This window comes from Streptomyces sp. NPDC016677, assembly GCF_055562815.1.
The window spans coordinates 11,146-32,714 of record NZ_JBVHEO010000009.1 but is presented as its reverse complement, the minus strand read 5'-3'; the positions used below and the strand labels follow the sequence as shown (position 1 = coordinate 32,714).

The window sequence follows — 21,569 nt, the reverse complement described above, 5'->3', positions numbered from 1 at the left end:
GGCTGTACGAGGGCCGGTCGTACGGGGGCGGCCGATATTTCGGTCGCGGCGGGACGAAGCGCGGGGTCATCATGACGACGTGGTTCACGGACGTGACGGCTGGGCAGGTGTTGCCGCACCGCGCGGACCGTGACCCGGTCCGCAAGGGCCACCGACGAGAGGCAGAGGAAAATGGTCTTCGGCAAGCAAGAGGCGGCGGGCGCTCCGACGTGTTGTCGCGCGGTCAGGTGAACGCGTGCTCACCCGGTTGCGTCGACGCTTGATGTCTTGATGTGAGGCTGTTTCCCATGTTCGATCCGGTCATAGCGCCCAGCGGTACGCTGCTCGGCCTGCTCCAGCGGGGCCGCGGCGACGGCACGCTGCACGCGCTCACCGCGCCGCGCCCCGAGGCGCTCGCGGCCCTGCACCACTGCGTGCTGCACGACCCGCGCCACGACTGGCAGGTGGAGAACCGCTCCCTCTACTACGCCCGCCTCTTCCTCGACCTCGACGGCGAGCTGGATGCCGTGGAGGCCCACCTCTTCGACGCCGAGGACGTCCTCGACCCCGAGGAGTCCCGTACGGGGCTGGCCCTGGCGTTCCTCGGGCACCTCGCCTCCTACGGGCGGCGGGACGCGCTCGACCTGCTGCGCCGGTACGCCGCCCGCGGCACCAACTGGGCCTGGGCCCTGGACGAACTGGCGCTGCGGGACGACGACGCGGGACTGCGCGCCCTCGCCGAGCCCGTGCTCGCGCGGTTCACCACCGACCCCGAGGGCGAGGCCGAGCTGGCCGCCGCCGTGCGGGACGCCTTCGAACCCAGGCCCTGGCGGCTGTGGGCCGAGGACAGCCGCGAAGCGATCGCCACGCGCGTACGTGGCGCCCAGGAAGCCGGCTGTTTCGACCGCTGGCAGCGGCAGCTGCGGCCCACCGGACCCCGCCCGGGCTGGAGCGTGGCCGCCGTCTTCGAGTGGGCCCAGCAGGGCCTGGAGCGTGGCACCGCGCTCCATGTGCCGGCCGCCCGGTGCCTCACCGCCGTCGCCGGTCCCGAGGACCGGCCCGAGATCGTCGAGGCCGCCCGGTCCGGTACCGAGGGCGCCCGCTGCACCGCCTTGCGCTATCTCGCGGACAGCGACGATCCCGGCGCCCTCGGCCTGATCGAACACGCCGTGGCCACGGGTACGGCGGGGGTGGTGGAGGCGGCCGTCGCCGCGTTCGAACGGATGAGTGCTCCCGCCGCCGTGGACCGGGCCCGCGGCTGGGCCCGCCGTCCCGACGCGCTGGGCGCCGCCGCCGGCCGGGTACTGGCCTGTCGCGGCGGCGCGGCCGACCGTGACCTGGTCCTGGCCGCGCTGCGCGAGGCGGTACGGGGCGAGGGCCCCGACGCGCCGACCCTGTGGACCCTCGTCGACGGCGCCGGACGGCTCGGCATCGGCTGCGCCGCCCCCGTGCTGCGGCACGTCTACCGGGAGACCGGCTCCTCCCACCTGCGCGGCCGGGCCGCCCGTGCGCTGGCCGCCACCGACCCCTCCTTCCCGGCCGGGTTCGCCGTGGAGTGCCTGTGGGACTGCGAGGAGACCACCCGCGAACTCGCCGCCCGGCACGCCGAGACCGGTGACAACCGCGTCGTGGAACGGCTGCGCCGGCTCGCCGCCGACCCGGCCGAGGAGGCCGAGGTGCAGACCGCCGTACGGAGCCGGATCGGGCCGGACGCGTCCGCGGTGTGAGCCTGTGCCACGGGTCTCGTCCGGTGAGTCTCGTCCAGTGAGTTCCGCGCGGTGAGTTCCGCGCGGTGAGTCCGGTGGGGCCGTCCTCGACGCCGTGCGCCGGGCGCGGGGCTGTCCGTGCGCCCGGCGCAGGATTGTTCGTATGCCGTATGCCGTATGCGTACGCCGTGCTGTCCGTGCGCCGGAGACGCCCGCGTGAACGGGGAGCGCGCTGTCGCGCACGGGGGTGTCCGAGCAGGACGGGACAAGCGTGCGCGCACCGGATGAACGAGGGGTGGCCCGCGGGTCAGGCGGGCGTGGACACGGTCTGACCTGCTCGGGCGGGCAGTCCAACGCTCACGGGCCGTTCCTCGGCCGGAAAGATCGACGTTGACGCGACCACGTCCAGCACGGCGACAACACGGGTATGCGTGTCGTCATCGTGACCGAGTCCTTTCCCCCCGATGTGAACGGCGTGGCTCACTGCGCGCTCCAGACCGCCCGACACCTCGTCGACAGCGGTCACGTTCCCCTCGTCGTCGCCCCCGCCCCGGCGCCGGGCACCCGGCCCGACCCCCTCGCGGTGCCGTGCCCGGTCGTCCACGTCCCCTCCCTTCCGCTCCCCGGCTACCCCCAGGTCCGCGTCGCCCTCCCCAGCCGACGCCTCGCCGCCGCGATCGCCGCGCACCGTGCCGACGTGGTCCACCTGGCCAGTCCCTTCGTCCTCGGCGTCCGCGGCATGGCCGCCGCCGCCCGGCTCGGCGTCCCCGCCGTGGCCGTCTACCAGACCGACCTCGCCGGATACGCCCGTACGTACATGGGGGCCGGCGAGACGGCGGCCTGGCGGCGCATCCGCTCCGTGCACTCCGCCGCCGACCTCACCCTCGCCCCCTCCAGCGCCGCCCTGCACGACCTCCGGGCGCACGGCGTGCCCCGGGTCCGGCTCTGGCCGCGCGGGGTGGACACCGCCCGCTTCCGGCCCGAACTGCGCGACGAGGCGCTGCGCCGGGAACTCGCCCCGAACGGCGAGCTGATCGTCGGCTACGTCGGCCGGCTCGCCCCCGAGAAGCAGGTCGAGCTGCTGTCCGGGGTCTGCGCCCTGGACGGCGTCCGCGTCGTGGTCGTCGGCGACGGTCCCAGCCGCGCCGGCCTGGAACAGGCCCTGCCCGGCGCCGTCTTCCTCGGCCGCCGCACCGGCGACGACCTGGCCCGGGTCTTCGCCTCCCTGGACGTCTTCGCCCACACCGGCCCCTTCGAGACCTTCTGCCAGACCGTGCAGGAGGCCATGGCCAGCGGGGTCCCCGTCGTCGCGCCCGCCGCGGGCGGCCCGCTGGACCTGGTGGACCACGGCCGCACCGGACTGCTGGTGCCGCCCCGGGACGCGGACGCCGTACGCGACGCGGTGGCGGCGCTGGCCGCCGGCCCGGCGCTGCGCGCCGCGTGCGGCAGTGCCGGACGGGCGGCCGTCGAAGGCCGTACCTGGGCGGCCGTCGGCGACCGGCTGATCGGCCACTACACGGACGTCCTCGCCGCGCGGAAGGCGGTGCTGGCCGCATGAGCGCCCTCAGGATCGTCCGGCTCGCCAACTTCGTCGCCCCCGCCTCCGGCGGCCTGCGCACCGCCCTGCGCGAGCTGGGCAAGGGATACCTCGCCGCCGGACACGAGCCCGTCCTCGTCGTCCCCGGCGAGCGGGCGAGCGACCAGGAGACCGAGCAGGGACGGGTGATCACCGTGCCCGGCCCGCTGCTGCCCGGCACCGGCGGCTACCGCGTCCTCACCGACAAGCGGCGGGTCGCCGCCCTGCTGGAGGAACTCGCCCCCGACCGCCTGGAGGTCTCCGACCGCACCACACTGCGCTGGACCGGCAAGTGGGCCCGGCGGGCCCGGATCCCCGCCGTGATGGTCTCCCACGAGACCGCCGACGGCGTCCTGCGCACCTGGGGCCTGTCCGAGGGGGCGGCCCGCCGTGCCGCCGACGCGCTCAACATCCGTACGGCGCACACGTACGCGCGCGTGGTGTGCACCACCGAGTTCGCCGAACGGGAGTTCCTGCGGATCGGCGCCCGCAACGTCGTACGCGCACCCCTGGGCGTCGATCTCGTCGCCCGGCACCCGGGGCTGCGCGACGCGCGGGTGCGGGCGCGCTACGCGCGCGAGGACGAGACGCTGCTCGTGATGTGCTCCCGGCTGTCCGTGGAGAAGCGGCCCGGGACGGCCCTGGACGCCCTGGAGGCGCTGCGCCGGCGCGACCGGCGGGCGGTCCTCGTGGTGGCCGGGGACGGCCCGCTGCGCGCCCGGCTCGAACAGCGGGCCCGTGAACGCCAGTTGCCCGTCGAGTTCCTCGGGCACGTGGGCGACCGCGGTCTGCTCGGCGCGCTCCAGGCCTCGGCCGACGTATGCCTGGCGCCCGGGCCCGCCGAGACGTTCGGGCTCGCCGCGCTGGAGGCGATGGCCTGCGGCACGCCCGTGGCGGTCAGCGCCTCGTCCGCGCTGCCCGAGGTGATCGGCTCCGCCGGGGCCGTCGCCGCCGACCACGGGAAGGCGTTCGCCGACGCCGTGGACCTGCTCGCCGGGCGCCCGGAGACGGAACGGCGGGCGGCGGCACGCGCGCGTGCGGAGTGCTTCGGCTGGGACACGGCGGTCGCCGCGTTCCTCGCCGCGCACGACGCGACGGCGGTGGTGCCCTCCCGCCGGGGCGTGACGGAGGGCGTGGCATGAGACGGCCGCGGTACGTGGCGCTCGGCGACTCGCTGACCGAGGGGGTGGGCGACCCGGTCGCGGGCGGCTGGCGCGGCTGGGCGGCGCTGCTCGCCGGGTCGCTCGCCGGGGAGGACGAGCGGCCCGTGGAGTTCCGCAACCTCGCGGTCGGCGGAGCGCAGACCCGGGACGTGCTGGAGGCGCAACTGCCCGCAGGGCTGGCGCTGCGGCCGGACCTCGTCTCCGTCGTGATCGGCGTCAACGACACCTTGCGCTGCACCTTCGACATCCACGCCGTGGCCGCCCGGCTGGACGAGGTGTACGCGGCGTTCACCGCCCAGGGCGCCGCCCTGCTGACGGCCTGTCTGCCCGACCCCGGCACCATGCTCGGGCTGCCGGGAGCGCTGGCCCGGCCGCTGGCCCGGCGGCAGCGGGCCGTCAACACGGTGGTCCACGCGCTGTCCGAGCGGTACGGGGCCCTGCACCTGCACGCGGGCGACGGCGACTGGGTCACCGACCGCGCGATGTGGAGCGCGGACCGGCTGCACCCCGGTGAGCGGGGGCACCGGCAACTGGCCGTGCGCGCCCACGCGCTGCTCGCCGCGCACGGGCTTGCCCGGGGGCCCGCGCCCTCACCCGAGCCCGGCTCCCCGGCGCCCACCCGGTCGGCGAGCCTGTGGTGGCTGGCCACCGCCGGCACCGGCTGGGTGGCCCGGCGCTCCACCGACCTGCTGCCGCAGCTGCTGACCCTGGCCGCCGACGAACTGCGCCACCGCGCGCGCGGGACGAGCGCCCGGCTCGACCTGCGCGCGTCCGCGGCGGTCTCGGCGGCCCTGGCGGCCCTGTCGGTCACCGACCGCAGGGAGGCCGCTTGAGACACCGAGGGGCGGTGTGCCGCTGGTGACGGGTGGGGCGGTGCGGGTAGCCGTGGTCACACCACCCGGTACTGCTCGTCACGCGCGTCCGTGACGAACATCTGGCCGGGCGCGTGGGTGATCGCGAACGGCGGGCGCGAGGCCATGACCGCCGCCTGCGGCGTCACCCCGCACGCCCAGAACACCGGGATGTCGTCCGGCTCCCGGTCCACCGTGTCACCGAAGTCGGGCCGGTCCAGGTCCTCGATGCCGAGCGCCGACGGGTCACCGCAGTGCACCGGGCCGCCGTGCACCGCCGGGAGCAGGCTGGTCTCCCGGATCGCCGCGGACAGGTACCGCGGCGGCACCGGACGCATGGACACCACCATCGGCCCGTGCAGCCGCCCGGCGGGAGCGCACTGCCGGCCGGTGACGTACATCGGCACGTTGCGGCCCTGCTCGACGTGGCGGATCGGGACGCCGGCCCGGGACAGCGCCGACTCGAAGGTGAAGCTGCACCCGATGAGGAACGAGACGAGGTCGTCCCGCCAGTGGGCCCGCACGTCGGCCGGCTCGTCCACCAGCTCGCCGTCCCGCCACACCCGGTAGCGCGGCAGGTCCGTGCGCAGGTCGGCGCCGTCGGCCAGCGAGGTCGTCCACCCGCCGGCGTCCGTCACGTCGAGCACCGGGCAGGGCTTCGGATTGCGGGTGCAGAACAACAGCATGTCGTAGGCCCAGTCGGCGGGTACGGAGATCAGATTGGCCTGGGTGTGACCGGCCGCGACCCCCGCCGTGGCGCCGGTCAGCCCCTCCCGGAAGCGGGCCCGGGCCGTTTCCGGCCGCCACGCGTGCGCGTGCTCGTCGACGAGCGTCACCGCGCGGTCCTCCGTCGTCCGGTGCGTGCTGCTCATGCCAGCTCCTTTCCGCGCGTCTCGGGCAGTCCGAGCAGCGCGATCGCCGCGACGCCGTAGCCGATCGCGCCGAAGACCAGCGCGCCGCCCACGCCCCAGCTGTCGGCCAGGAAACCGACCGTCGTGGGGAAGACGGCGCCCACGGCCCGTCCGGTGTTGTAGGTGAATCCCTGCCCGGTGCCGCGCACCGTCGTCGGGTACAGCTCGGCCAGGTAGGAGCCGAAGCCGCTGAAGATCGCCGACATGCAGAACCCGAGCGGGAAGCCGAGCACGAGCAGGAGGGTGTCGGCGCCGGCCGGGATGTTGGCGTACGCCAGGACGCACAGGGCCGACAGCAGGGCGAACAGCCAGATGTTGCGCCGGCGCCCCAGGCGGTCGGTGAGGTAGCCGCCGGTCAGATAGCCGATGAAGGCGCCCGAGATCAGGAACGTCAGGTACCCGCCGGTGCCCACCACCGACAGGCCGCGCTCGTCCTTCAGGTACGTCGGCACCCAGGTGGCCAGCGTGTAGTAGCCGCCCTGGACACCGGTGGACAGCAGGGCGGCGAAGAGCGTGATCCGCAGCAGTCCGTCGGCGGCGCCCGTGCCCGGTGCGAAGATCGCCCGGAACTGGCCCTTGCCGGGGCTCCGTTCGCGCGCGGCGGCGGCCTCGGGGGCGTCGTGCACACTGCGCCGCACCCAGACCACCAGCAGCGCGGGCAGCGCGCCGGTCCAGAACATGATCCGCCAGGCCAGCGCGTCGTCGGCCACCGAGAACACCACCGTGTACACGATCGCGGCCAGCGCCCAGCCCACCGCCCAGGAACTCTGGATCGCGCCCAGGGTGCGCCCCCGGTGTTTCGCGCTGGCGTACTCGGCGACCAGGATCGCGCCGACCGCCCACTCGCCGCCGAAGCCGAGCCCCTGGAGCGCCCGGAAGACCAGCAGCGTCTCGTAGTTGGGCGCGAAGCCGCAGGCCACCGTGAAGACGGCGTACGTGATCACCGTGAGCAGCAGCGCCCTGACCCGGCCGATCCGGTCCGCCAGTACGCCCGCGAGGGCGCCGCCGACCGCCGAGACGACCAGCGTGACGGTGGTGAACAGCCCGGTCTGGCCGCTGTCCAGGCCGAAGTACGCGGCCAGCGCGACCATGCTCAGCGGCAGCGTGAAGTAGTCGTAGGAGTCGAGGGCGTAGCCGCCGAACGCGCCGGCGAAGGCCCGGCGGCCCCGCGGGCCGAGGGCGCGCAGCCAGCCCAGGGCCCCGTCGTCGGCGCCGCGGCCGTCGTTGCCGGGCCGTGGGACGACGGTGAGCGGGGCCTGCGGTGGAGGAGTTGTGCTCATGGGCACCTCGCAGAAGGAGGACGGAGGGTGCGTGCTGATGAGCTGATGTCCAGCACCGTAGGGGATTGTTCAACGATCCCTCAATACCCCTGTTGTTTCGTTCTTGTGTCTGAGGTTGAATTCCGGGCATGGCAGAGCAGCTGGCGCAACTCGCCGACGACCGTGCCCTCCTGGGGCGCACCAGTACCGCGGAGCGGGTCTCGGACATTCTGAGGAGCCGCATCGCCGACGGTTTCTTCCCACCCGGCACCCGGCTGTCCGAGGACAGCATCGGCGGCGCGCTGGGGATCTCCCGCAACACGCTGCGGGAGGCGTTCCGGCTGCTCACCCATGAACGCCTGCTGGTGCACGAGCTGAACCGGGGCGTCTTCGTCCGGGTCCTGACCGTCGACGACGTCGAGGACATCTACCGCACCCGCGCCCTCGTCGAGTGCGCCGTGGTCCGCGGGCTCGGCGAGCCGCCGTACCGGCTCGAAGGGCTCGCCGGGGCGGTCGAGGACGGGCGCCGGGCGGCCCGGGAAGGCGACTGGAAACGGGTGGGCACGGCCAACATCCACTTCCACCGGGAACTGGTCGCCCTGGCGGGCAGTGAGCGCACCGACGAGGTGATGCGCAGCGTCTTCGCCGAACTGCGCCTCGCCTTCCACGTGGTGGACGACCCGCGCCGCCTGCACGAGCCGTACATCGCGCGCAACCACGAGGTCCTCCAGGCCCTGGAGGCCGGCGACCGGGAGACCGCCGAGCGGCTCCTCGCGGGGTACCTCGCGATGTCGCTGGAGCGGGTGCTGGAGGTCTACCGGCGACGGGTGGGCGAGGACGGCTGACCGGGAGGGCGGTGGCGGGGCGGGGCTGCCGAACCGGCGCGGACGGGGCGGCTCTGCCGGGGAGCGCGCGGACGGCTCTGCCGGGGAGCGAGCGAACGGCTCTGCCGGGGAGCGAGCGGGACCGCCCTGCCGGGTGAGGGCGCGGACCGCTCCGCCGAGGGAGGGCGGGGACCGCTCCGCCGGAGGAGGGCGCGGACCGCTCCGCCCGGGGACGTCTACGGTCGTTTGGGTCGTTGTCAGACCTAGGACCTAGTCTGTGCACCGTGACTTCGCCTGCATCGACGGACAGCGCTCCGCCCCAGCTCAGCGCGGGGCCGCGCCCCGCCCTGGGGCCGGCCGCCGACGAGGGGCTGGCGCGGCGGCTGCGCGCGCTCGCCTGCACCGCCCCGCTGCACGACCTGGACGCGCGCAAGGCCAACCTCGCCGGCGAGTACTCGGTGTACGGCATGGCGGAGGTCGCCCTCGCCGCCATCGACCTGGTCACCCTGAACATGGACTTCGACACGGGCGCCGACCACGACCAGATAGTGGCCCGGCTCGTCCCGCGCGTCGCCGCCCAGGCCCCCCGCAGGCCCGCCGCCGAGCACGAGCGGGTGGCCCGCTGGGTCCTGGAGAACCTGATCAACGTCGGCAGCGTCGACCGAGGCTTCCGCGCGGTGTACGGCACGTTCGAGCCGGACGGCAGCTATGTGCGCCGCGACTACGACTTCAAGCTGATCGAAGAGGTCCCCGGCCCCGGCGGCACCGTCTACCTGCGCACCACCGACGAGGCGGTCAACGTCCTGGTCGGCGCCCTGGACACCGACGTCACCAGCGCCCAGATCGCCGCCGAGGTGAAGCTGGAGGTGCTGATCAGCCGAGGCCGGCTCGCCGACGCCCAGCTCGCCGCCGAGCAGGCCCGCTACCGCACCGTGCAGTACTCGGAGACCCTGCGCCGCGCCCTGGACGCCACCCGGCGCAACGTCCGCGCGGTGGACTGGCTGGAAACCGTCCCCGACATGATCGCCGAGGCCCTCGACCACGTCGCCGACCGCTACCGCCACGAGAACGCGATCCTCACCAACATCCGCAAGGCCCGCGACGAGTCCGAGGAACCCGAGCACAAGCGCCGCGCCGCCGAGCTGGTCGACATCGTCAAGGACTGCATCCGCCGTCACACCCAGCTCCAGTCCCGGCTGCTGGAAGCGGGCCCGCTGTTCCGCGCCGAACAGGACCGGCAGGCATTCGCCACGCCCCTCGCCTCCTCGGGCATCGACCTCTACGGCCACCTCGTCGCCCCCGTCCTGCCGCTCCCCGTGGAGCGGGCCCTGCGCGTCACCGACGCCTTCTTCGCCCACGGCACCGGTCTGCGCACGCCCGTCTCGGTCCGGGTCGGCGACCTCGTCGACCTGCTGCTGACCCCGCCTGTCGAGCGTGAGCACCTGGGCGCCGAGATGCCCGAGCCCGACCTGATCGCCACCCCGGACGACAGCCGCTTCAGCGAGGAGCAGCTGGCGGCGGCCAAGGAGCTGCTCGACCTGCCGCACGACGCCCCGCGCCGGCTCTCCGGCCTGCTGGCCGAGGCCCGCCGCCGCGAGGGACCCGACCTGGCGTACCTGGTCGCCCTGCTGGCCGTGCACGCCGCCAGTCCGCCGGTCGGCACCGCCTACCGGCAGGGCGAGGAGAAGCTGCTGTTCGCCGTGGACGACGGCACCGAACTGGACGACCCCGAGTTCGGCGGCGCCGACCTCATCGTGGGCACGGCGCTGCTGGACGCGGCCGGCATGGCGGCGGACCGGACGGAGGCGGCGTGACCGGGGCCGGACGAAGGGACGAGCGGGCGGCGGCGACCACAGTTCTGCCCGTAGGCGCGGGGGCGGTCCCCGGGTCTCGGCGTGTGGCATTCGTGTGCCGGGTGGCGGGGTGCCCCGGACGCCGTGGCGCCACCCCGGACGGCAGCACCACAGAGAAGCGTCAGCACACCGAGGAGTACCGACCGTGACCGAGCCCGTCGACTGGAGCGAAGCCGAGCCGGCCGCCGCGGAGAAGGCCCCCGCCGTCACGCCCGCCGACGCCGCCGACGCGGCCCGGCTGGTCGCCTTCGGCCTCCAGCCCAAGCTGCTGCCCGCCCGCGACCAGGAGTACGCCGACCTGCTGCGCCGCTACCGCGAGGACCCGCCGTTCGCCCGGCTCGCCGACGCCGTCGCGACCGGCCTCGGCCTGATCGTGCTGGAGGTGTCCCCACGCGCGGGCATGGCCGTCACCGCCGCCGAGGACTCGGTCTTCGCCGTCCGCATGGGCGACTACGCGCGCCGCGCCGCCACCGACTCCGCCGACCGCTTCCTGCACGGCCTCGCCCACCTCGCCGTCGCCGCCATGGCCTTCCCCCGGCCCGAGGACCTCGCCGACGACGGCTACATCGGCCGCGTCACGGTCAACGGCGTCGACGGCTTCGTCCGCCAGGCCTGCCGCCGCCTGGAGGAACGCGCCGAGGAACAGGGCGAGAACACCGACCCCGTCAGCGACGCCCCCGGCCTGGAGTCCGCCTGGCGGATCTGGGCCAGACGCAGCGCCACCGGCGCCACCAAGGACGCCCGCCGGCTGCCCGGCTCGACCACCGGCATCGTCGCCAAGGCCATCGCGTTCCTCACCGACTCCGGTTTCCTCCAGCGCACCGCCGACGACCACGGCGGCACCTACCGCACCACCGCCCGCTACCAGCTCCAGGTCCGCGACCTGGCCGGCAGCGCCGCCATGGCCGAGCTGCTGGACCTGGGCGTGGTCCCCGTCACCGACGGCACCCCCACCCTGCTGCCCGCCGAGGAGACCGACGACCTGGAGCTGGTCGCCGACGCCGGCCTGCCGTTCCACTCCGCCTGACCACCGCCCCGCCAACTACCCGAAGAACCACGAGAGTCCGCCATGTACGAGCTGTCCCGGGTCCGCCTCTACTCCATCGGACCCGCCGGTGCGCGTTACGCCGACACCGTGCTTGACCTGCGAGGAGTGGGTCGGCCGGTGCCCGACCCGGCGCCCGCGCAGGCGGAGTTCTTCGAGGAGGAGCCGGTCGGCCCGCCGCGCCGTCCCGCCCCCGCCGGCGTGCTCTTCCTGGAGAACGGCGGCGGCAAGTCCGTCCTGCTGAAGCTCATCTTCTCGGTGATGCTGCCGGGCCACCGCAACACCCTCGGCGGCGCCAGCTCCGGCGTGCTGCGCAAGTTCCTGCTCGCCGACGACTGCGGACACGTGGCCCTGGAGTGGCAGCACGTGCAGACCGGCGAGTGCGTCGTCGTCGGCAAGGCCAGCGAGTGGCGGGGCCGCCAGGTCTCCAACGACCCGCGGAAGTTCGCCGAGGCCTGGTACTCCTTCCGGCCCGGCCCCGGACTGACCCTGGACAACCTCCCGGTGGCCGAGTCCACCGCCGTACGCCCGCCCGTCGAGGGCGCCTCCGGGGCGCGGGGCCGGCGGCGCACCATGAAGGGCTTCCGGGACGCGCTCACCGAGGCCGGGAAGGCGTACCCGCACCTGGAGGTGCACTGGGAGGAGATCCACGACCGCTGGATCGAGCACCTCGGCGACCTCGGCCTCGACCCCGAACTCTTCCGCTACCAGCGCGAGATGAACGCCGACGAGGGCGAGGCGGCCGGCCTCTTCGCCGTCAAGAAGGACGCCGACTTCACCGACCTGCTGCTGCGCGCCGTCACCGACACCCGGGACACCGACGGACTCGCCGACCTGGTCAGCGGCTTCGGCAACAAGCTGGGCCGGCGCGCCGAACTGATCGCCGAGCGGGACTTCACCGCGGGCTCCGTCGACCTGCTCGGACGGATCGTCGAGGCCACCGAGGCCCGCGCCCGCGCCCGGGAGATCCACACCGCCGCCGAGCGCCGCACCCGCACCCTCGCCCGCCGGCTCTCCGCCCGCGGCACCCGCGAGCGGGCCCGCGCCGCCGACCTGGCCCAGCGGGTCACGGCCGCCGCCTACGCCGTCACCCACGCCGAATCGGCCCGCGAACGCAGCGCCCTGGTCGCCGCCGAACTCGCCTACCGGCACGCCTCCCTGGCCCTGGCCGCCGCCGAGAAGTCCGCCGCCGCGCAGAAGCGCGAGCTGGCCGACGCCCGCACCCTGTACTCCGCCTGGCAGGCCGCCGAGGCCGTACTGCGCCACCGCGCGGCCACCGACCGCGTCACCCGCGTCTCCGCCGCCATCCAGGAGGCCGAGCGGGACGCCGCTCCCGCGCTCGCCGCCCGCGCCAAGGCCGCCGTCGACCTGGTCCGCGCCCTGCACGCGGCGGCCGGGAAGGCCGAGAACCACGCCAACGAGGAGGAAGAGCGGTCCGCCACCCTCCAGGACACCGGCGACGCCGCCCACCGGGACGCCACCGCCGCCGCCACCGAGGCGCAGCGCGCCCGCAGCGAGGCCGGACATCTGCGCCAGCGGCTGGCCGAGGTCGAGCAGGAGACCGCCGAGGCGGTCCGCGCGGGCTGGCTCGACGACAGCGCGCCCGACGCCGACCCGGCCCGCGCCGCCCTCGCCGCCAGCGACGCCGAGAAGACCGCCGTCGCCACCTGGGACACCGCCCGCGAGGCGGCCCGCCGGGCCACCGAACACGCCCGTGAGGCGGCCGCCGCCGAGAGCCGCGCCGAACTGACGGCGGCCCGCGCGGCCGACGCCGCCACCGCCGCACGGCAGGCCCGGGACGCCGAACACCGTACGGCCGGAGCCCTGGCGGCGGAGGAGCGCCTGGCCGAACTGCTGGGCCTGGCCGCCGGCGCCCGCCCCGGCATCCCGGGCCCGCGCCGCGACCGGCCGGACTCCGAACGCGACCCGGTCCACGGCGCCCCGTCCGACCCGCCCGCCCCGGACGAGACCCCCCTCACCCCCGAGCAACTCGACCACTTCGCCGAAGAGTTGGGCGAGCTTCTCGACGACTCCGTCTCCTCCGCCGAACGCCAGCTGTTCGACCTGCGCACCGCCGCCGCCGACGACGCCCGCATCCTCGGCGCCCTCGGCGACGGCGGGCTGCTGCCGCCCGGCCCGGACGTGCTGGCCACCGTCGAGTTCCTCGGCGAGCACGGCATCCCCGCCCTGCCCGGCTGGCGCTACCTCGCCCAGGCCGTCGACCCCGCCGACCACGCGCGCGTGCTCACCGCCCGGCCCGAGCTGGTCGACGGCGTGATCATCACCGACCCCGACTCGCACGCCCGCGCCCGCGCCGCCCTCGGCGACGCCGCCCTGCTGCCGCGCTCCACCGTCGCCGTCGGCACCGCCGCCGCCCTGCTCGCCCCCGCCCCGGCCGCCGGCTCGGCCGACGAGGACGTCTTCCTCGTACCGCCGAACCCCGCCATGCACGACGAGCACGCCGCCGACGAGGAACGGCAGGCGCTGCGCGCGCGGGCGACCGAGCGGGACGAGGAGATCCGGCGGCTGGCCGCCCGGCTCGGCAAGGACCGGGAGCTGGCCGCGCGGCTCGCCTCCTGGCGCACCGGCTGCCCGGCCGGCCGCCTCACCGAGCTGGTGCGGGCCGCCGAGGAGGCGGCCGCGTTCGCCGAGGAGTGCGAGGCCGAGCTGGCCGAGGCCCGCACCGCGCGGGCGGAGGCCGACGAGATCGCCGCCGACGCCGTCCACGTACGCGACGAACGGCAGGAGACGGCACAGAAGGCCCGCCGCGCCGCCGACGCCCTCGCCGGGCTCGCCTTCCGGCTGCGCGAACGCGCCGGCTGGCAGGCGAAGCTGCGGGAACTGGCCGACGAGGCGGCCGAGGCCGAGGCCCGCGCCCAGCTCTGCCTGGAGAAGGCCCGCGCCGCCGACGAGGACCGCCGCGCCGCCCAGCGCGCCGCCGACGACGCCCGCCGCACCGCCCGCGCGCTGCGTGCCGAGCGCGCCGAGATCGCCGGCGCCCCCGACGACGTACCGGAGGACGGCACCGAGGCGCCCACCGCGTCGCTGCCCGCGCTCCGCGAGGCATACCGGGCCGCCTCCCAGCTGTACGAGAAGGTCGGTGTCGGCGCCGACCTGCGCGCCGAACAGGCCCGCGCGGAGAGCGACGAGAGCGCGGCCCGCGCCGAGCTGGACCGGCTCAGCAACAAGGTCCGCACCCGCGCCGAGCAGCTCCTGCAGTCACCGGACGGTTCGGACGGGCCCTCCCGGCAGGCCGCCGCCGCCCGCGCGGAGGAGCTGGTGCAGCTCCTGGAGACCCGGATGTCCACCGCCAGCGAGCAGCTCGGCCGGCTGCGCGGCGAGGCGGAGCGGCTGGCCCCGGAGGACGCCGAGTCCCACACCGACCTGCCCGAAGAACTGATCCCTGGGGACGCCGAGCACGCCCAGGCCCTGCTGCGCACCGCCACCTCCGAACTGGCGTCCCGCACCGAGGCGTTGAACCAGTCCCGCGAGGCGCACGCCGAACTCCTCGACGCGCACCGCGCCGCCGAGGACGCGGCCGGCGGCTTCGACGAGATCGCCGCCCTCCTGCGCGACCTGCTGCGCGAGCAGCCCGCAGAGGAGGAGTACGAGGACCCCGAGCCGTACCCCGGCACGCTGGAGGAGGCCCGGCACTCCGCCGCCGAGGCCCGCCGCTCGCTGCGCGGCTGCGCCGCCGACCTGTCCGCCGCCGAGGGCGCCGTGCGCGAGGCGAGCGACATCCTGGTCCGGCACGCCAACTCCACCCGCTACGAGCAGGTCCGCACCCCCGCCCGGCAGCAGATCCGCGAACTGCCCGCCGCCGCCCTGCCCGAGCACGCCCAGAAGTGGGCCGACGCGTTCGCCCCCCGCCTGCGCGTCCTCACCGACGAACTGGCCCAGCTGGAACGCAACCGCGACTCGATCGTGGACCGGCTGCGCGGACTGGTCGAGTCCGCCCTCGCCACCCTCCGCTCCGCCCAGCGCCTGTCCCGGCTGCCGGAGGGGCTGGGGGAGTGGTCCGGGCAGGAGTTCCTGCGCATCCGCTTCGAGGAACCCGACCAGGCCACCCTCACCGAGCGGCTCGGCGAGGTGATCGACGAGGCGACCCGGGCCGCCGTCAAGAAGAACTCCGACCTGCGCCGTGACGGCATGTCCCTGCTGCTGCGCGGCGTCGCCGCCGCCCTCCAGCCCAGCGGCGTCGCCGTCGAGATCCTCAAGCCGGACGCGGTACTGCGCGCCGAGCGCGTCCCCGTCGGACAGATGGGCGACGTCTTCTCCGGTGGCCAGCTGCTCACCGCCGCCATCGCCCTGTACTGCACGATGGCCGCCCTGCGCAGCAACGACCGGGGCCGCGACAAGCACCGTCACGCCGGCACGCTCTTCCTCGACAACCCCATCGGCCGCGCCAACGCCACCTACCTGCTGGAGCTCCAGCGGGCGGTGTCCGACGCGCTCGGCGTCCAGCTCCTTTACACCACCGGGCTGTTCGACACCACCGCGCTCGCCGAGTTCCCGCTGGTCATCCGGCTGCGCAACGACGCCGACCTGCGGGCCGGACTGAAGTACATCAGTGTGGAGGAGCACTTGCGGCCCGGCCTGCCCCAGCAGTCCGAGGGCGAGGCCGTGCGCAGCGAGATCACGGCCACCCGGATGTTCAAGCGGCCCGCCTGACCCCGGGTCACTGGCCGGACGTGGCGAAGCGGGCGGGATCGAACAGCCCGATGGGGTGGGCGGTGGTACCGGTCAGCGCCAGATCGGCGAGGATCTCCCCGACCACGGGCACGAACTTGAAGCCGTGCCCGGAGAAACCGCACGCCACGGTGACCGAACCGGGGTGCGCCGGGTGCGGGGCGATCACGAAGTGCTCGTCGGGAGTGGTGGAGTACATGCAGGCCGCCGCCTTGAGGAAGGTGCCCGGCAGACTCGGGAGAAGCCCGGAGACCTGGTCGGCCATCGCCCGGACCTCCTCCGCGCGCACCGTCCGGTCGATGGTCTCGGGCGTGGTGGGCGCCGACTCCCGGCGGAAGAAGGCGACCTTGGCACCGCCGTCGGGACCGTCGATCGCGGGGAAACCGTAGACCTCGACACCGGCCGCGTCCTCCCAGATGTAGACGGGGTGCCGCTCGGGACGGTAGGGCTCGATGCCTCCGGTGGGCCGGAACCAGTACATGACCTGCCGCTCGATGGTGATGTCCACGCCGATGTCGGCCAGCAGCCGAGGCGCCCACGCGCCCGGGCAGATCACCAGCCGGCCCGCCGTGTAGGTGTTCTCGGCGGTGTGCACGATCACGCCGTCCCGGTACGGCGTCCAGCGGGTCACCGGCTCGTCGAAGTGCAGGTCGGCGCCCTGCCGGGTGGCGAGCTGCAACTGGGCGGCGACCGTGTTCTCGGGGCGCAGCAGTCCCGCCTTCGCCTCGTACAGCGCGACCTCGTCGTCGCCGGGCGTCAGCGTCGGGAAGCGGCGGCGGATCGCGGCGGCGTCCAGCATCTCGTGCGGCAGGTCCCACTCACGGGCCGAGCGCAGTGCGCCGGACACGGGCCGGGAGTCCGGGCGGCCGACCATCACCCCGCCGCACAGCACGGCGATCTCCCGGCCGGTGGCCCGCTCCAGATCCTCGTACAGCTCGTAGGCGCGCAGCAGCAACGGCACGTACGCCGGGTCCTCGAAGTAGGACTGCCGGGTGATCCGGGAACCGCCGTGGCTGGAGCCGCGGTTGTGCACCGGCCCGAACTTCTCCAGGCCCAGCACCCGGACGCCGCGCGCGGACAGGTGGTGGGCGGCGGAGCTGCCCATTCCGCCGAGGCCGATGACGATGACGTCGTAGGTGGGGGACATACGGGGGCGCCTCCTGGCGGCGGGTGCGGATCTGCTCTGCTCGGGTGCGAACAGTCGTTCGGCGTGTCTCCTTCCCCGCACGGCGGCGTTTCCCTCGTACCGTCCCCGGCGCATCGGCAGGACGCCACCCATGCGCCGACCAGCTCGACGCCGTGAGGCGACCGCGTGACCCACTACGGGCCGGCCTACCGCCCGTACCCCACACGGCGAGCCCTCGCAGAGGGCGGAACACACCCCCTCGGCCCCGCCCCGAACCCCACCCGGCGCCACCGCGCGCACCGGCCGTCGGGAACCGCGCGGCCTCAGGGATGCGACAGCTGCTGCCCGCCGCGGCCCCGACGCCGTATCCGCTCCTGGGCGCGCTCGGCGGACCGCGCCTGCCGCCGGGCCCGGCGGCGTTCGCGCCGCAGCGCCCGCGCCGTGCTGTTCGGCATCGAGATCACGCCGTGCCGCTGGTTCCAGACCTGGCGCGTGACCCACACGTCGAGCACGCCCCACGTCGCCGCCACGGTGCTGGCCACGCTGCTGATCAGCATGGGGAAGGCCAGCCAGGACCCGGCCATCGTGCACAGGAAGGCCACCATCGCCTGGATCAGCGTCACGGCGACGATGATCACCGCCCGTACGGCCGCCGTCCGCACAGGGTCCGGCAACCGGCGCCGCCGTGCCGGCTCCTCCACCCACAACGGCCGGTAGCCCGGCCGCTCCCGTATCGCACGGGCCCCGTTCCCCGACGACCCACCACCACCGACGGATGCCGCGCGCGCACCGCGAGCCGCCCCGCCCGTACCGCCACCGTGCCTCGCCGCCGGAACACCGTGACCCGGCCCCTCCGGCCCTGTCTCCCCGCCCGGTCGCGCCGCCCCGTCGTTCCCGGGCGCCTCGTGCCGCTCCGCCGTGCCCATCAACGTGTCACTCCCCACCACCAGCAGACCGCTCGCCCGTCCCCGAAGACCCGGTTCCCCTGTGGCTGCCCGGCTTGCGCTGTTCTACGCCGCATGGATGCGGCATGCGGCACCCTGCGGCCGATTCCGCCCCCGTCTCCCACAAAGAAAGACGATCGACGCCCCCTCAAGATTCCCGCCGGACGCGGAAATCCGGCCGACCTCTCCACCACGCCGGACCCGCCCGCCCCCGCACCGACACCCGGCCGCGGGCCGCAATCTCCCGTCATGAGCGGACAACTCGGGATCTCGCGGCGTGGGTACGGAAGTGCAGCTTCCGGACGGGTCTTCGAACCATCAGCCCGTCAGTAGTAGGCTCACGCCGTTTGTTGACGTGAATCGGCACCCCCGTCCGGTGGGGGTCGAACTGGGGGAGGCCATGCGCTTTCGCGGGAATTCCATCCGCCGGAAGATCGTGGCGCTGCTTCTCGTGCCGCTGGTCGCCCTGACCGCGGTCTGGGCCTTCGCCGCCGTGCTGACCGGACGGGAGGCCGGCCGGCTGTTCAGCGTGTCGACCCTGGTGGAAAAAGTCGGCTACCCCGTAGAGGACACCGTCCGCGTGCTCCAGCAGGAACGCCGCCAGACCCTCGTCTACCTCGCCGACCCGCGCGCCTCCAACGCCCTCTCCGCCCTGCGCCGCACGCGCACCGTCACCGACGAGGCGATCGCCGACGTCCGCCGCCACGCCGCCGACCCGGACGTCCGCGACGCGCTGAGCCGGGGCGAGGACGAGCGGCTGACCGCGGCACTGGACGCCTTGGCCGGCCTCGGATCGCTCCGGCGCAGCGTCGAGGGCGGCGTCGTGAACCGGTCCCAGGCCCTCGGCTTCTACAACCGCCTGGTCGATCCCTGCCACCTGCTGCTCGCCGACCTCAACGTCATCGAGGACGTCACGCTGGACAAGCAGTACCGCGCCCTCGTCAACCTCTCCCGCGCGCGTGAGCTGCTCTCCCGTGAGGACGCCCTCCTCGGCTCCGCCCTGGTCACCGGCGGACTCGGCAGCGACGAGATCGACGACATCTCCGACCTGGTGGCCCAGCGCACCCTGCTGTACGACGTGACGCTGCCCCTGCTGCCGGCCTCGGAGCGGAAGCGCTACGAGCGGTTCTGGCAGGAGGCCTCCTCCGCACCGTTGCGCGCGGCCGAGGAGACGGTCGTCGCCTCCGCCGCCGGCATGCCCGGCGGCATCGACGCCAAGAGCTGGGACACCGTCGCGGGAGACGCGCTGGAGGAACTCGGCGCTCTCGACGACGGGGCCACCGACCGCTACGAGAACCGGGCCGAACCGGTCGCGATGGCCGTCATCACCAAGGCGGTCGTCGCCGGCACCCTCGGCGTCCTGGCCCTGTTGTTCTCCGTCTTCCTGTCCGTACGTATCGGCCGCGGCCTCATCCGCGACCTCAAGCGGCTCCGCCAGGAGGCCCATGAGGCATCCGACGTACGCCTGCCCAGTGTGATGCGCCGCCTCTCGGCCGGCGAGCAGGTCGACGTGGAGACCGAGGTCCCGCGCCTGGAGTACGACAAGAACGAGATCGGTGAGGTCGGCCAGGCGCTCAACACCCTCCAGCGCGCCGCCGTCGAGGCCGCCGTGAAGCAGGCCGAACTCCGCTCCGGTGTCTCCGAGGTCTTCGTCAACCTCGCCCGTCGCAGCCAGGTCCTGCTGCACAAGCAGCTCACCCTGCTCGACACCATGGAGCGCCGCACCGAGGACACCGAGGAACTCGCCGACCTGTTCCGCCTCGACCACCTGACCACCCGTATGCGCCGGCACGCGGAGGGCCTGGTCATCCTCTCCGGCGCCGCCCCCTCCCGGCAGTGGCGCAAGCCCGTCCAGCTGATGGACGTCGTACGGGCCGCCGTCGCCGAGGTCGAGGACTACGAGCGCATCGAGGTGCGCCGGCTGCCGCGGATCGCCGTCACCGGCTCCGCGGTCGCCGACCTCACCCACCTGGTCGCCGAGTTCCTGGAGAACGCCACGGTGTTCTCGCCCCCGCACACCGCCGTGCAGGTACTGGGCGAGCGCGTCGCCAACGGCTTCACCCTGGAGATTCACGACCGCGGCCTCGGCATGGCGGCCGAGGCCCTGCTGGAGGCCAACCTCCGGCTCGCCGAGACACCCGAGTTCGAGCTGTCCGACACCGACCGGCTCGGCCTGTTCGTGGTCAGCCGCCTGGCCCAGCGCCAGAACGTCCGCGTCTCCCTCCAGCCTTCTCCGTACGGCGGCACCACCGCGGTCGTCTTCATCCCGGACGCACTGCTGACGGAGGACGCCCCGGACACCAACGGCGTCGGCTTCCGACTCGACCGCCCTGACCGCGCCGACCATGCCGGCCGTCCCGACCGCGCCGCAGCTCGCGAGGAGAGCCGCCGAGCGGCCCTTGCCGAGGTGCCCGTACGACTGCCCGGCGGACCCCGGCCGCCGCTCGACGGCCCGGTCGAGCTGGAGCCACCGCTCGACTCCGCCGGCACCGGCGCGCTGGACGAGCCGACGGCCCGGCACGACCGCCACCACCGGGAAGAGCCCGACCCCCGGGGCGGACCCGGCCGGCACGACACCCAGGGCCGCTACGAGCCACAGGAAGCGACCGGCGGCCCCGCGCCGCTGCCTCGGCGCCGCACCCCCAAGCTGGTCAGCTCCCACGGCCGCCCGGTCCCCGAACAGCCCCGCCGGGGCGGACCGGACGACACGCCCGCACCGGACGAGGCCCATGACGCACTGCCAGCCCTCCCCTCCCGCCGCCGCGGTACGCCCCGCACGGACACCGGAGCGACGGAAAGCACCCCGGGCACGCCGAGAACCCCGTCCCTGAATACGTCGAATACGTCGAATAGGTCGGACGCCCTGGGCGCGACCGACGACGGCTCGCTCCCCCTGCCCCGGCGGGTACGCCAGGCCAGCCTCGCCCCCCAGCTGAAGCGCGAACGGGAACGCGAGCGGCCCGCCGGGGACCGCACCGACGGCACCGACCTCGCCGACCGGGACGCCGAGGAAGTACGCAGCCGCATGGCCTCCCTCCAGCGCGGCTGGCAGCGAGGCCGCCGGGAGAACGCCGCCGACGACACCGGAAACGACGCGGCACCACAGCCACAACGAGCACCACAACCAGAACAAGCACCACCGGCACCACAAGCACCACAAGCACCACAAGCACCAAAAGGAACGAACAAGGGGGACGGTCGATGACCGCACCGAAGACGACCGGCCACAGTGCGACCGGCGCCAGGGAGCTGAACTGGCTCCTCGACGACCTGGTGGACCGGGTCGCGAGCATCCGCAAGGCCCTCGTCCTCTCCGGCGACGGCCTGGCCACGGGCGCTTCCAAGGACCTGACCCAGGAGGACAGCGAGCACCTCGCCGCCGTCGCCTCCGGCTTCCACAGCCTCGCCAAGGGCGTGGGACGCCACTTCGAGGCGGGCAGCGTCCGGCAGACGGTCGTCGAACTCGACGACGCCTTCCTCTTCGTCACCGCCGCAGGTGACGGCAGCTGTCTCGCCGTCCTGTCCGACGCGGACTCCGACGTCGGCCAGGTCGCCTACGAGATGACCCTCCTCGTCAAGCGGGTCGGCGCGCACCTGGGCGCCGCGCCCCGTACCGATCTGCCCTCGGGCGGGTAGTGACGTG

14 protein-coding genes are annotated in these 21,569 nt (G+C 74.6%); 10 read left to right on the top strand and 4 right to left on the bottom strand.

Annotated features, from left to right (window positions below):
* Window positions 1–287 precede the first annotated feature (287 nt).
* The 4 genes from ACZ3IG_RS23265 to ACZ3IG_RS23250 all read left to right on the top strand — a co-directional run bounded on the left by ACZ3IG_RS23265 (window position 288) and on the right by ACZ3IG_RS23250 (window position 5,257).
* Window positions 288–1,706 (top strand): HEAT repeat domain-containing protein, encoded by a 1,419-nt coding sequence (locus ACZ3IG_RS23265; protein ID WP_467434411.1) that lies wholly within the window; start codon window positions 288–290, stop codon window positions 1,704–1,706.
* 406 nt (window positions 1,707–2,112) lie between these two features.
* Window positions 2,113–3,243, top strand: coding sequence for a glycosyltransferase family 4 protein (locus ACZ3IG_RS23260; protein ID WP_467434409.1), 1,131 nt, complete (start codon window positions 2,113–2,115; stop codon window positions 3,241–3,243).
* Complete coding sequence (locus tag ACZ3IG_RS23255) at window positions 3,240–4,403, top strand: glycosyltransferase (RefSeq protein WP_467434407.1); 1,164 nt, start codon at window positions 3,240–3,242, stop codon at window positions 4,401–4,403. The genes ACZ3IG_RS23260 and ACZ3IG_RS23255 overlap by 4 nt, the downstream gene beginning before the upstream one ends.
* The gene (locus ACZ3IG_RS23250) at window positions 4,400–5,257 is read left to right on the top strand and encodes an SGNH/GDSL hydrolase family protein (RefSeq protein WP_467434406.1); all 858 of its coding nucleotides are present in this window, start codon (window positions 4,400–4,402) and stop codon (window positions 5,255–5,257) included. The genes ACZ3IG_RS23255 and ACZ3IG_RS23250 overlap by 4 nt, the downstream gene beginning before the upstream one ends.
* A gap of 56 nt (window positions 5,258–5,313) precedes the next feature.
* On the opposite strand, the gene ACZ3IG_RS23245 is transcribed toward ACZ3IG_RS23250, so the two are convergent.
* The gene (locus ACZ3IG_RS23245; RefSeq protein ID WP_467434404.1) at window positions 5,314–6,147 is read right to left on the bottom strand and encodes a putative hydro-lyase; all 834 of its coding nucleotides are present in this window, start codon (window positions 6,145–6,147) and stop codon (window positions 5,314–5,316) included.
* On the bottom strand, window positions 6,144–7,466 hold the full coding sequence (locus tag ACZ3IG_RS23240) for an MFS transporter (protein WP_467434402.1): 1,323 nt from the start codon (window positions 7,464–7,466) through the stop codon (window positions 6,144–6,146). The genes ACZ3IG_RS23245 and ACZ3IG_RS23240 overlap by 4 nt, the downstream gene beginning before the upstream one ends.
* 128 nt (window positions 7,467–7,594) lie before the next feature.
* Here ACZ3IG_RS23240 and ACZ3IG_RS23235 point away from each other — a divergent pair, with 128 nt between their 5' ends.
* From ACZ3IG_RS23235 to ACZ3IG_RS23220, 4 genes are all read left to right on the top strand, one after another.
* Complete coding sequence (locus ACZ3IG_RS23235; RefSeq protein ID WP_467434400.1) at window positions 7,595–8,290, top strand: GntR family transcriptional regulator; 696 nt, start codon at window positions 7,595–7,597, stop codon at window positions 8,288–8,290.
* A gap of 263 nt (window positions 8,291–8,553) precedes the next feature.
* On the top strand, window positions 8,554–10,083 hold the full coding sequence (locus tag ACZ3IG_RS23230) for a hypothetical protein (protein WP_467434398.1): 1,530 nt from the start codon (window positions 8,554–8,556) through the stop codon (window positions 10,081–10,083).
* A gap of 184 nt (window positions 10,084–10,267) precedes the next feature.
* The gene (locus ACZ3IG_RS23225; RefSeq protein WP_467434397.1) at window positions 10,268–11,149 is read left to right on the top strand and encodes a hypothetical protein; all 882 of its coding nucleotides are present in this window, start codon (window positions 10,268–10,270) and stop codon (window positions 11,147–11,149) included.
* Between the two features lie 42 nt (window positions 11,150–11,191).
* The gene (locus ACZ3IG_RS23220; RefSeq protein ID WP_467434396.1) at window positions 11,192–15,838 is read left to right on the top strand and encodes a hypothetical protein; all 4,647 of its coding nucleotides are present in this window, start codon (window positions 11,192–11,194) and stop codon (window positions 15,836–15,838) included.
* A 7-nt stretch (window positions 15,839–15,845) separates the two neighbouring features.
* On the opposite strand, the gene solA is transcribed toward ACZ3IG_RS23220, so the two are convergent.
* Window positions 15,846–17,003 carry an N-methyl-L-tryptophan oxidase gene (gene solA / locus ACZ3IG_RS23215; protein ID WP_467434394.1) on the bottom strand — a complete coding sequence of 386 codons (1,158 nt, stop codon included), beginning with the start codon at window positions 17,001–17,003 and terminating at the stop codon, window positions 15,846–15,848.
* A gap of 302 nt (window positions 17,004–17,305) precedes the next feature.
* Complete coding sequence (locus ACZ3IG_RS23210) at window positions 17,306–17,908, bottom strand: hypothetical protein (RefSeq protein ID WP_467434393.1); 603 nt, start codon at window positions 17,906–17,908, stop codon at window positions 17,306–17,308.
* 418 nt (window positions 17,909–18,326) lie between these two features.
* On the opposite strand from ACZ3IG_RS23210, the gene ACZ3IG_RS23205 reads away from it, so the two are divergent.
* Together ACZ3IG_RS23205 and ACZ3IG_RS23200 are read left to right on the top strand one after the other, a co-directional pair.
* On the top strand, window positions 18,327–21,131 hold the full coding sequence (locus tag ACZ3IG_RS23205) for a sensor histidine kinase (protein WP_467434391.1): 2,805 nt from the start codon (window positions 18,327–18,329) through the stop codon (window positions 21,129–21,131).
* Window positions 21,128–21,562, top strand: a complete 435-nt coding sequence (locus ACZ3IG_RS23200) for a roadblock/LC7 domain-containing protein (protein ID WP_215167494.1) — start codon at window positions 21,128–21,130, stop codon at window positions 21,560–21,562. The genes ACZ3IG_RS23205 and ACZ3IG_RS23200 overlap by 4 nt, the downstream gene beginning before the upstream one ends.
* Window positions 21,563–21,569 lie beyond the last annotated feature (7 nt).

Bases quoted from the DNA above. Each gene is read 5' to 3' on its own strand.
- ACZ3IG_RS23250 (WP_467434406.1), top strand. From the start codon at position 4,400: ATGAGACGGCCGCGGTACGTGGCGCTCGGCGACTCGCTGACCGAGGGG.
- ACZ3IG_RS23265 (WP_467434411.1), top strand. From the start codon at position 288: ATGTTCGATCCGGTCATAGCGCCCAGCGGTACGCTGCTCGGCCTGCTC.
- ACZ3IG_RS23200 (WP_215167494.1), top strand. From the start codon at position 21,128: ATGACCGCACCGAAGACGACCGGCCACAGTGCGACCGGCGCCAGGGAG.
- ACZ3IG_RS23260 (WP_467434409.1), top strand. From the start codon at position 2,113: ATGCGTGTCGTCATCGTGACCGAGTCCTTTCCCCCCGATGTGAACGGC.
- solA (WP_467434394.1), bottom strand. From the start codon at position 17,003: ATGTCCCCCACCTACGACGTCATCGTCATCGGCCTCGGCGGAATGGGC.
- ACZ3IG_RS23255 (WP_467434407.1), top strand. From the start codon at position 3,240: ATGAGCGCCCTCAGGATCGTCCGGCTCGCCAACTTCGTCGCCCCCGCC.
- ACZ3IG_RS23210 (WP_467434393.1), bottom strand. From the start codon at position 17,908: ATGGGCACGGCGGAGCGGCACGAGGCGCCCGGGAACGACGGGGCGGCG.
- ACZ3IG_RS23240 (WP_467434402.1), bottom strand. From the start codon at position 7,466: ATGAGCACAACTCCTCCACCGCAGGCCCCGCTCACCGTCGTCCCACGG.
- ACZ3IG_RS23220 (WP_467434396.1), top strand. From the start codon at position 11,192: ATGTACGAGCTGTCCCGGGTCCGCCTCTACTCCATCGGACCCGCCGGT.
- ACZ3IG_RS23205 (WP_467434391.1), top strand. From the start codon at position 18,327: ATGCGCTTTCGCGGGAATTCCATCCGCCGGAAGATCGTGGCGCTGCTT.
- ACZ3IG_RS23235 (WP_467434400.1), top strand. From the start codon at position 7,595: ATGGCAGAGCAGCTGGCGCAACTCGCCGACGACCGTGCCCTCCTGGGG.
- ACZ3IG_RS23245 (WP_467434404.1), bottom strand. From the start codon at position 6,147: ATGAGCAGCACGCACCGGACGACGGAGGACCGCGCGGTGACGCTCGTC.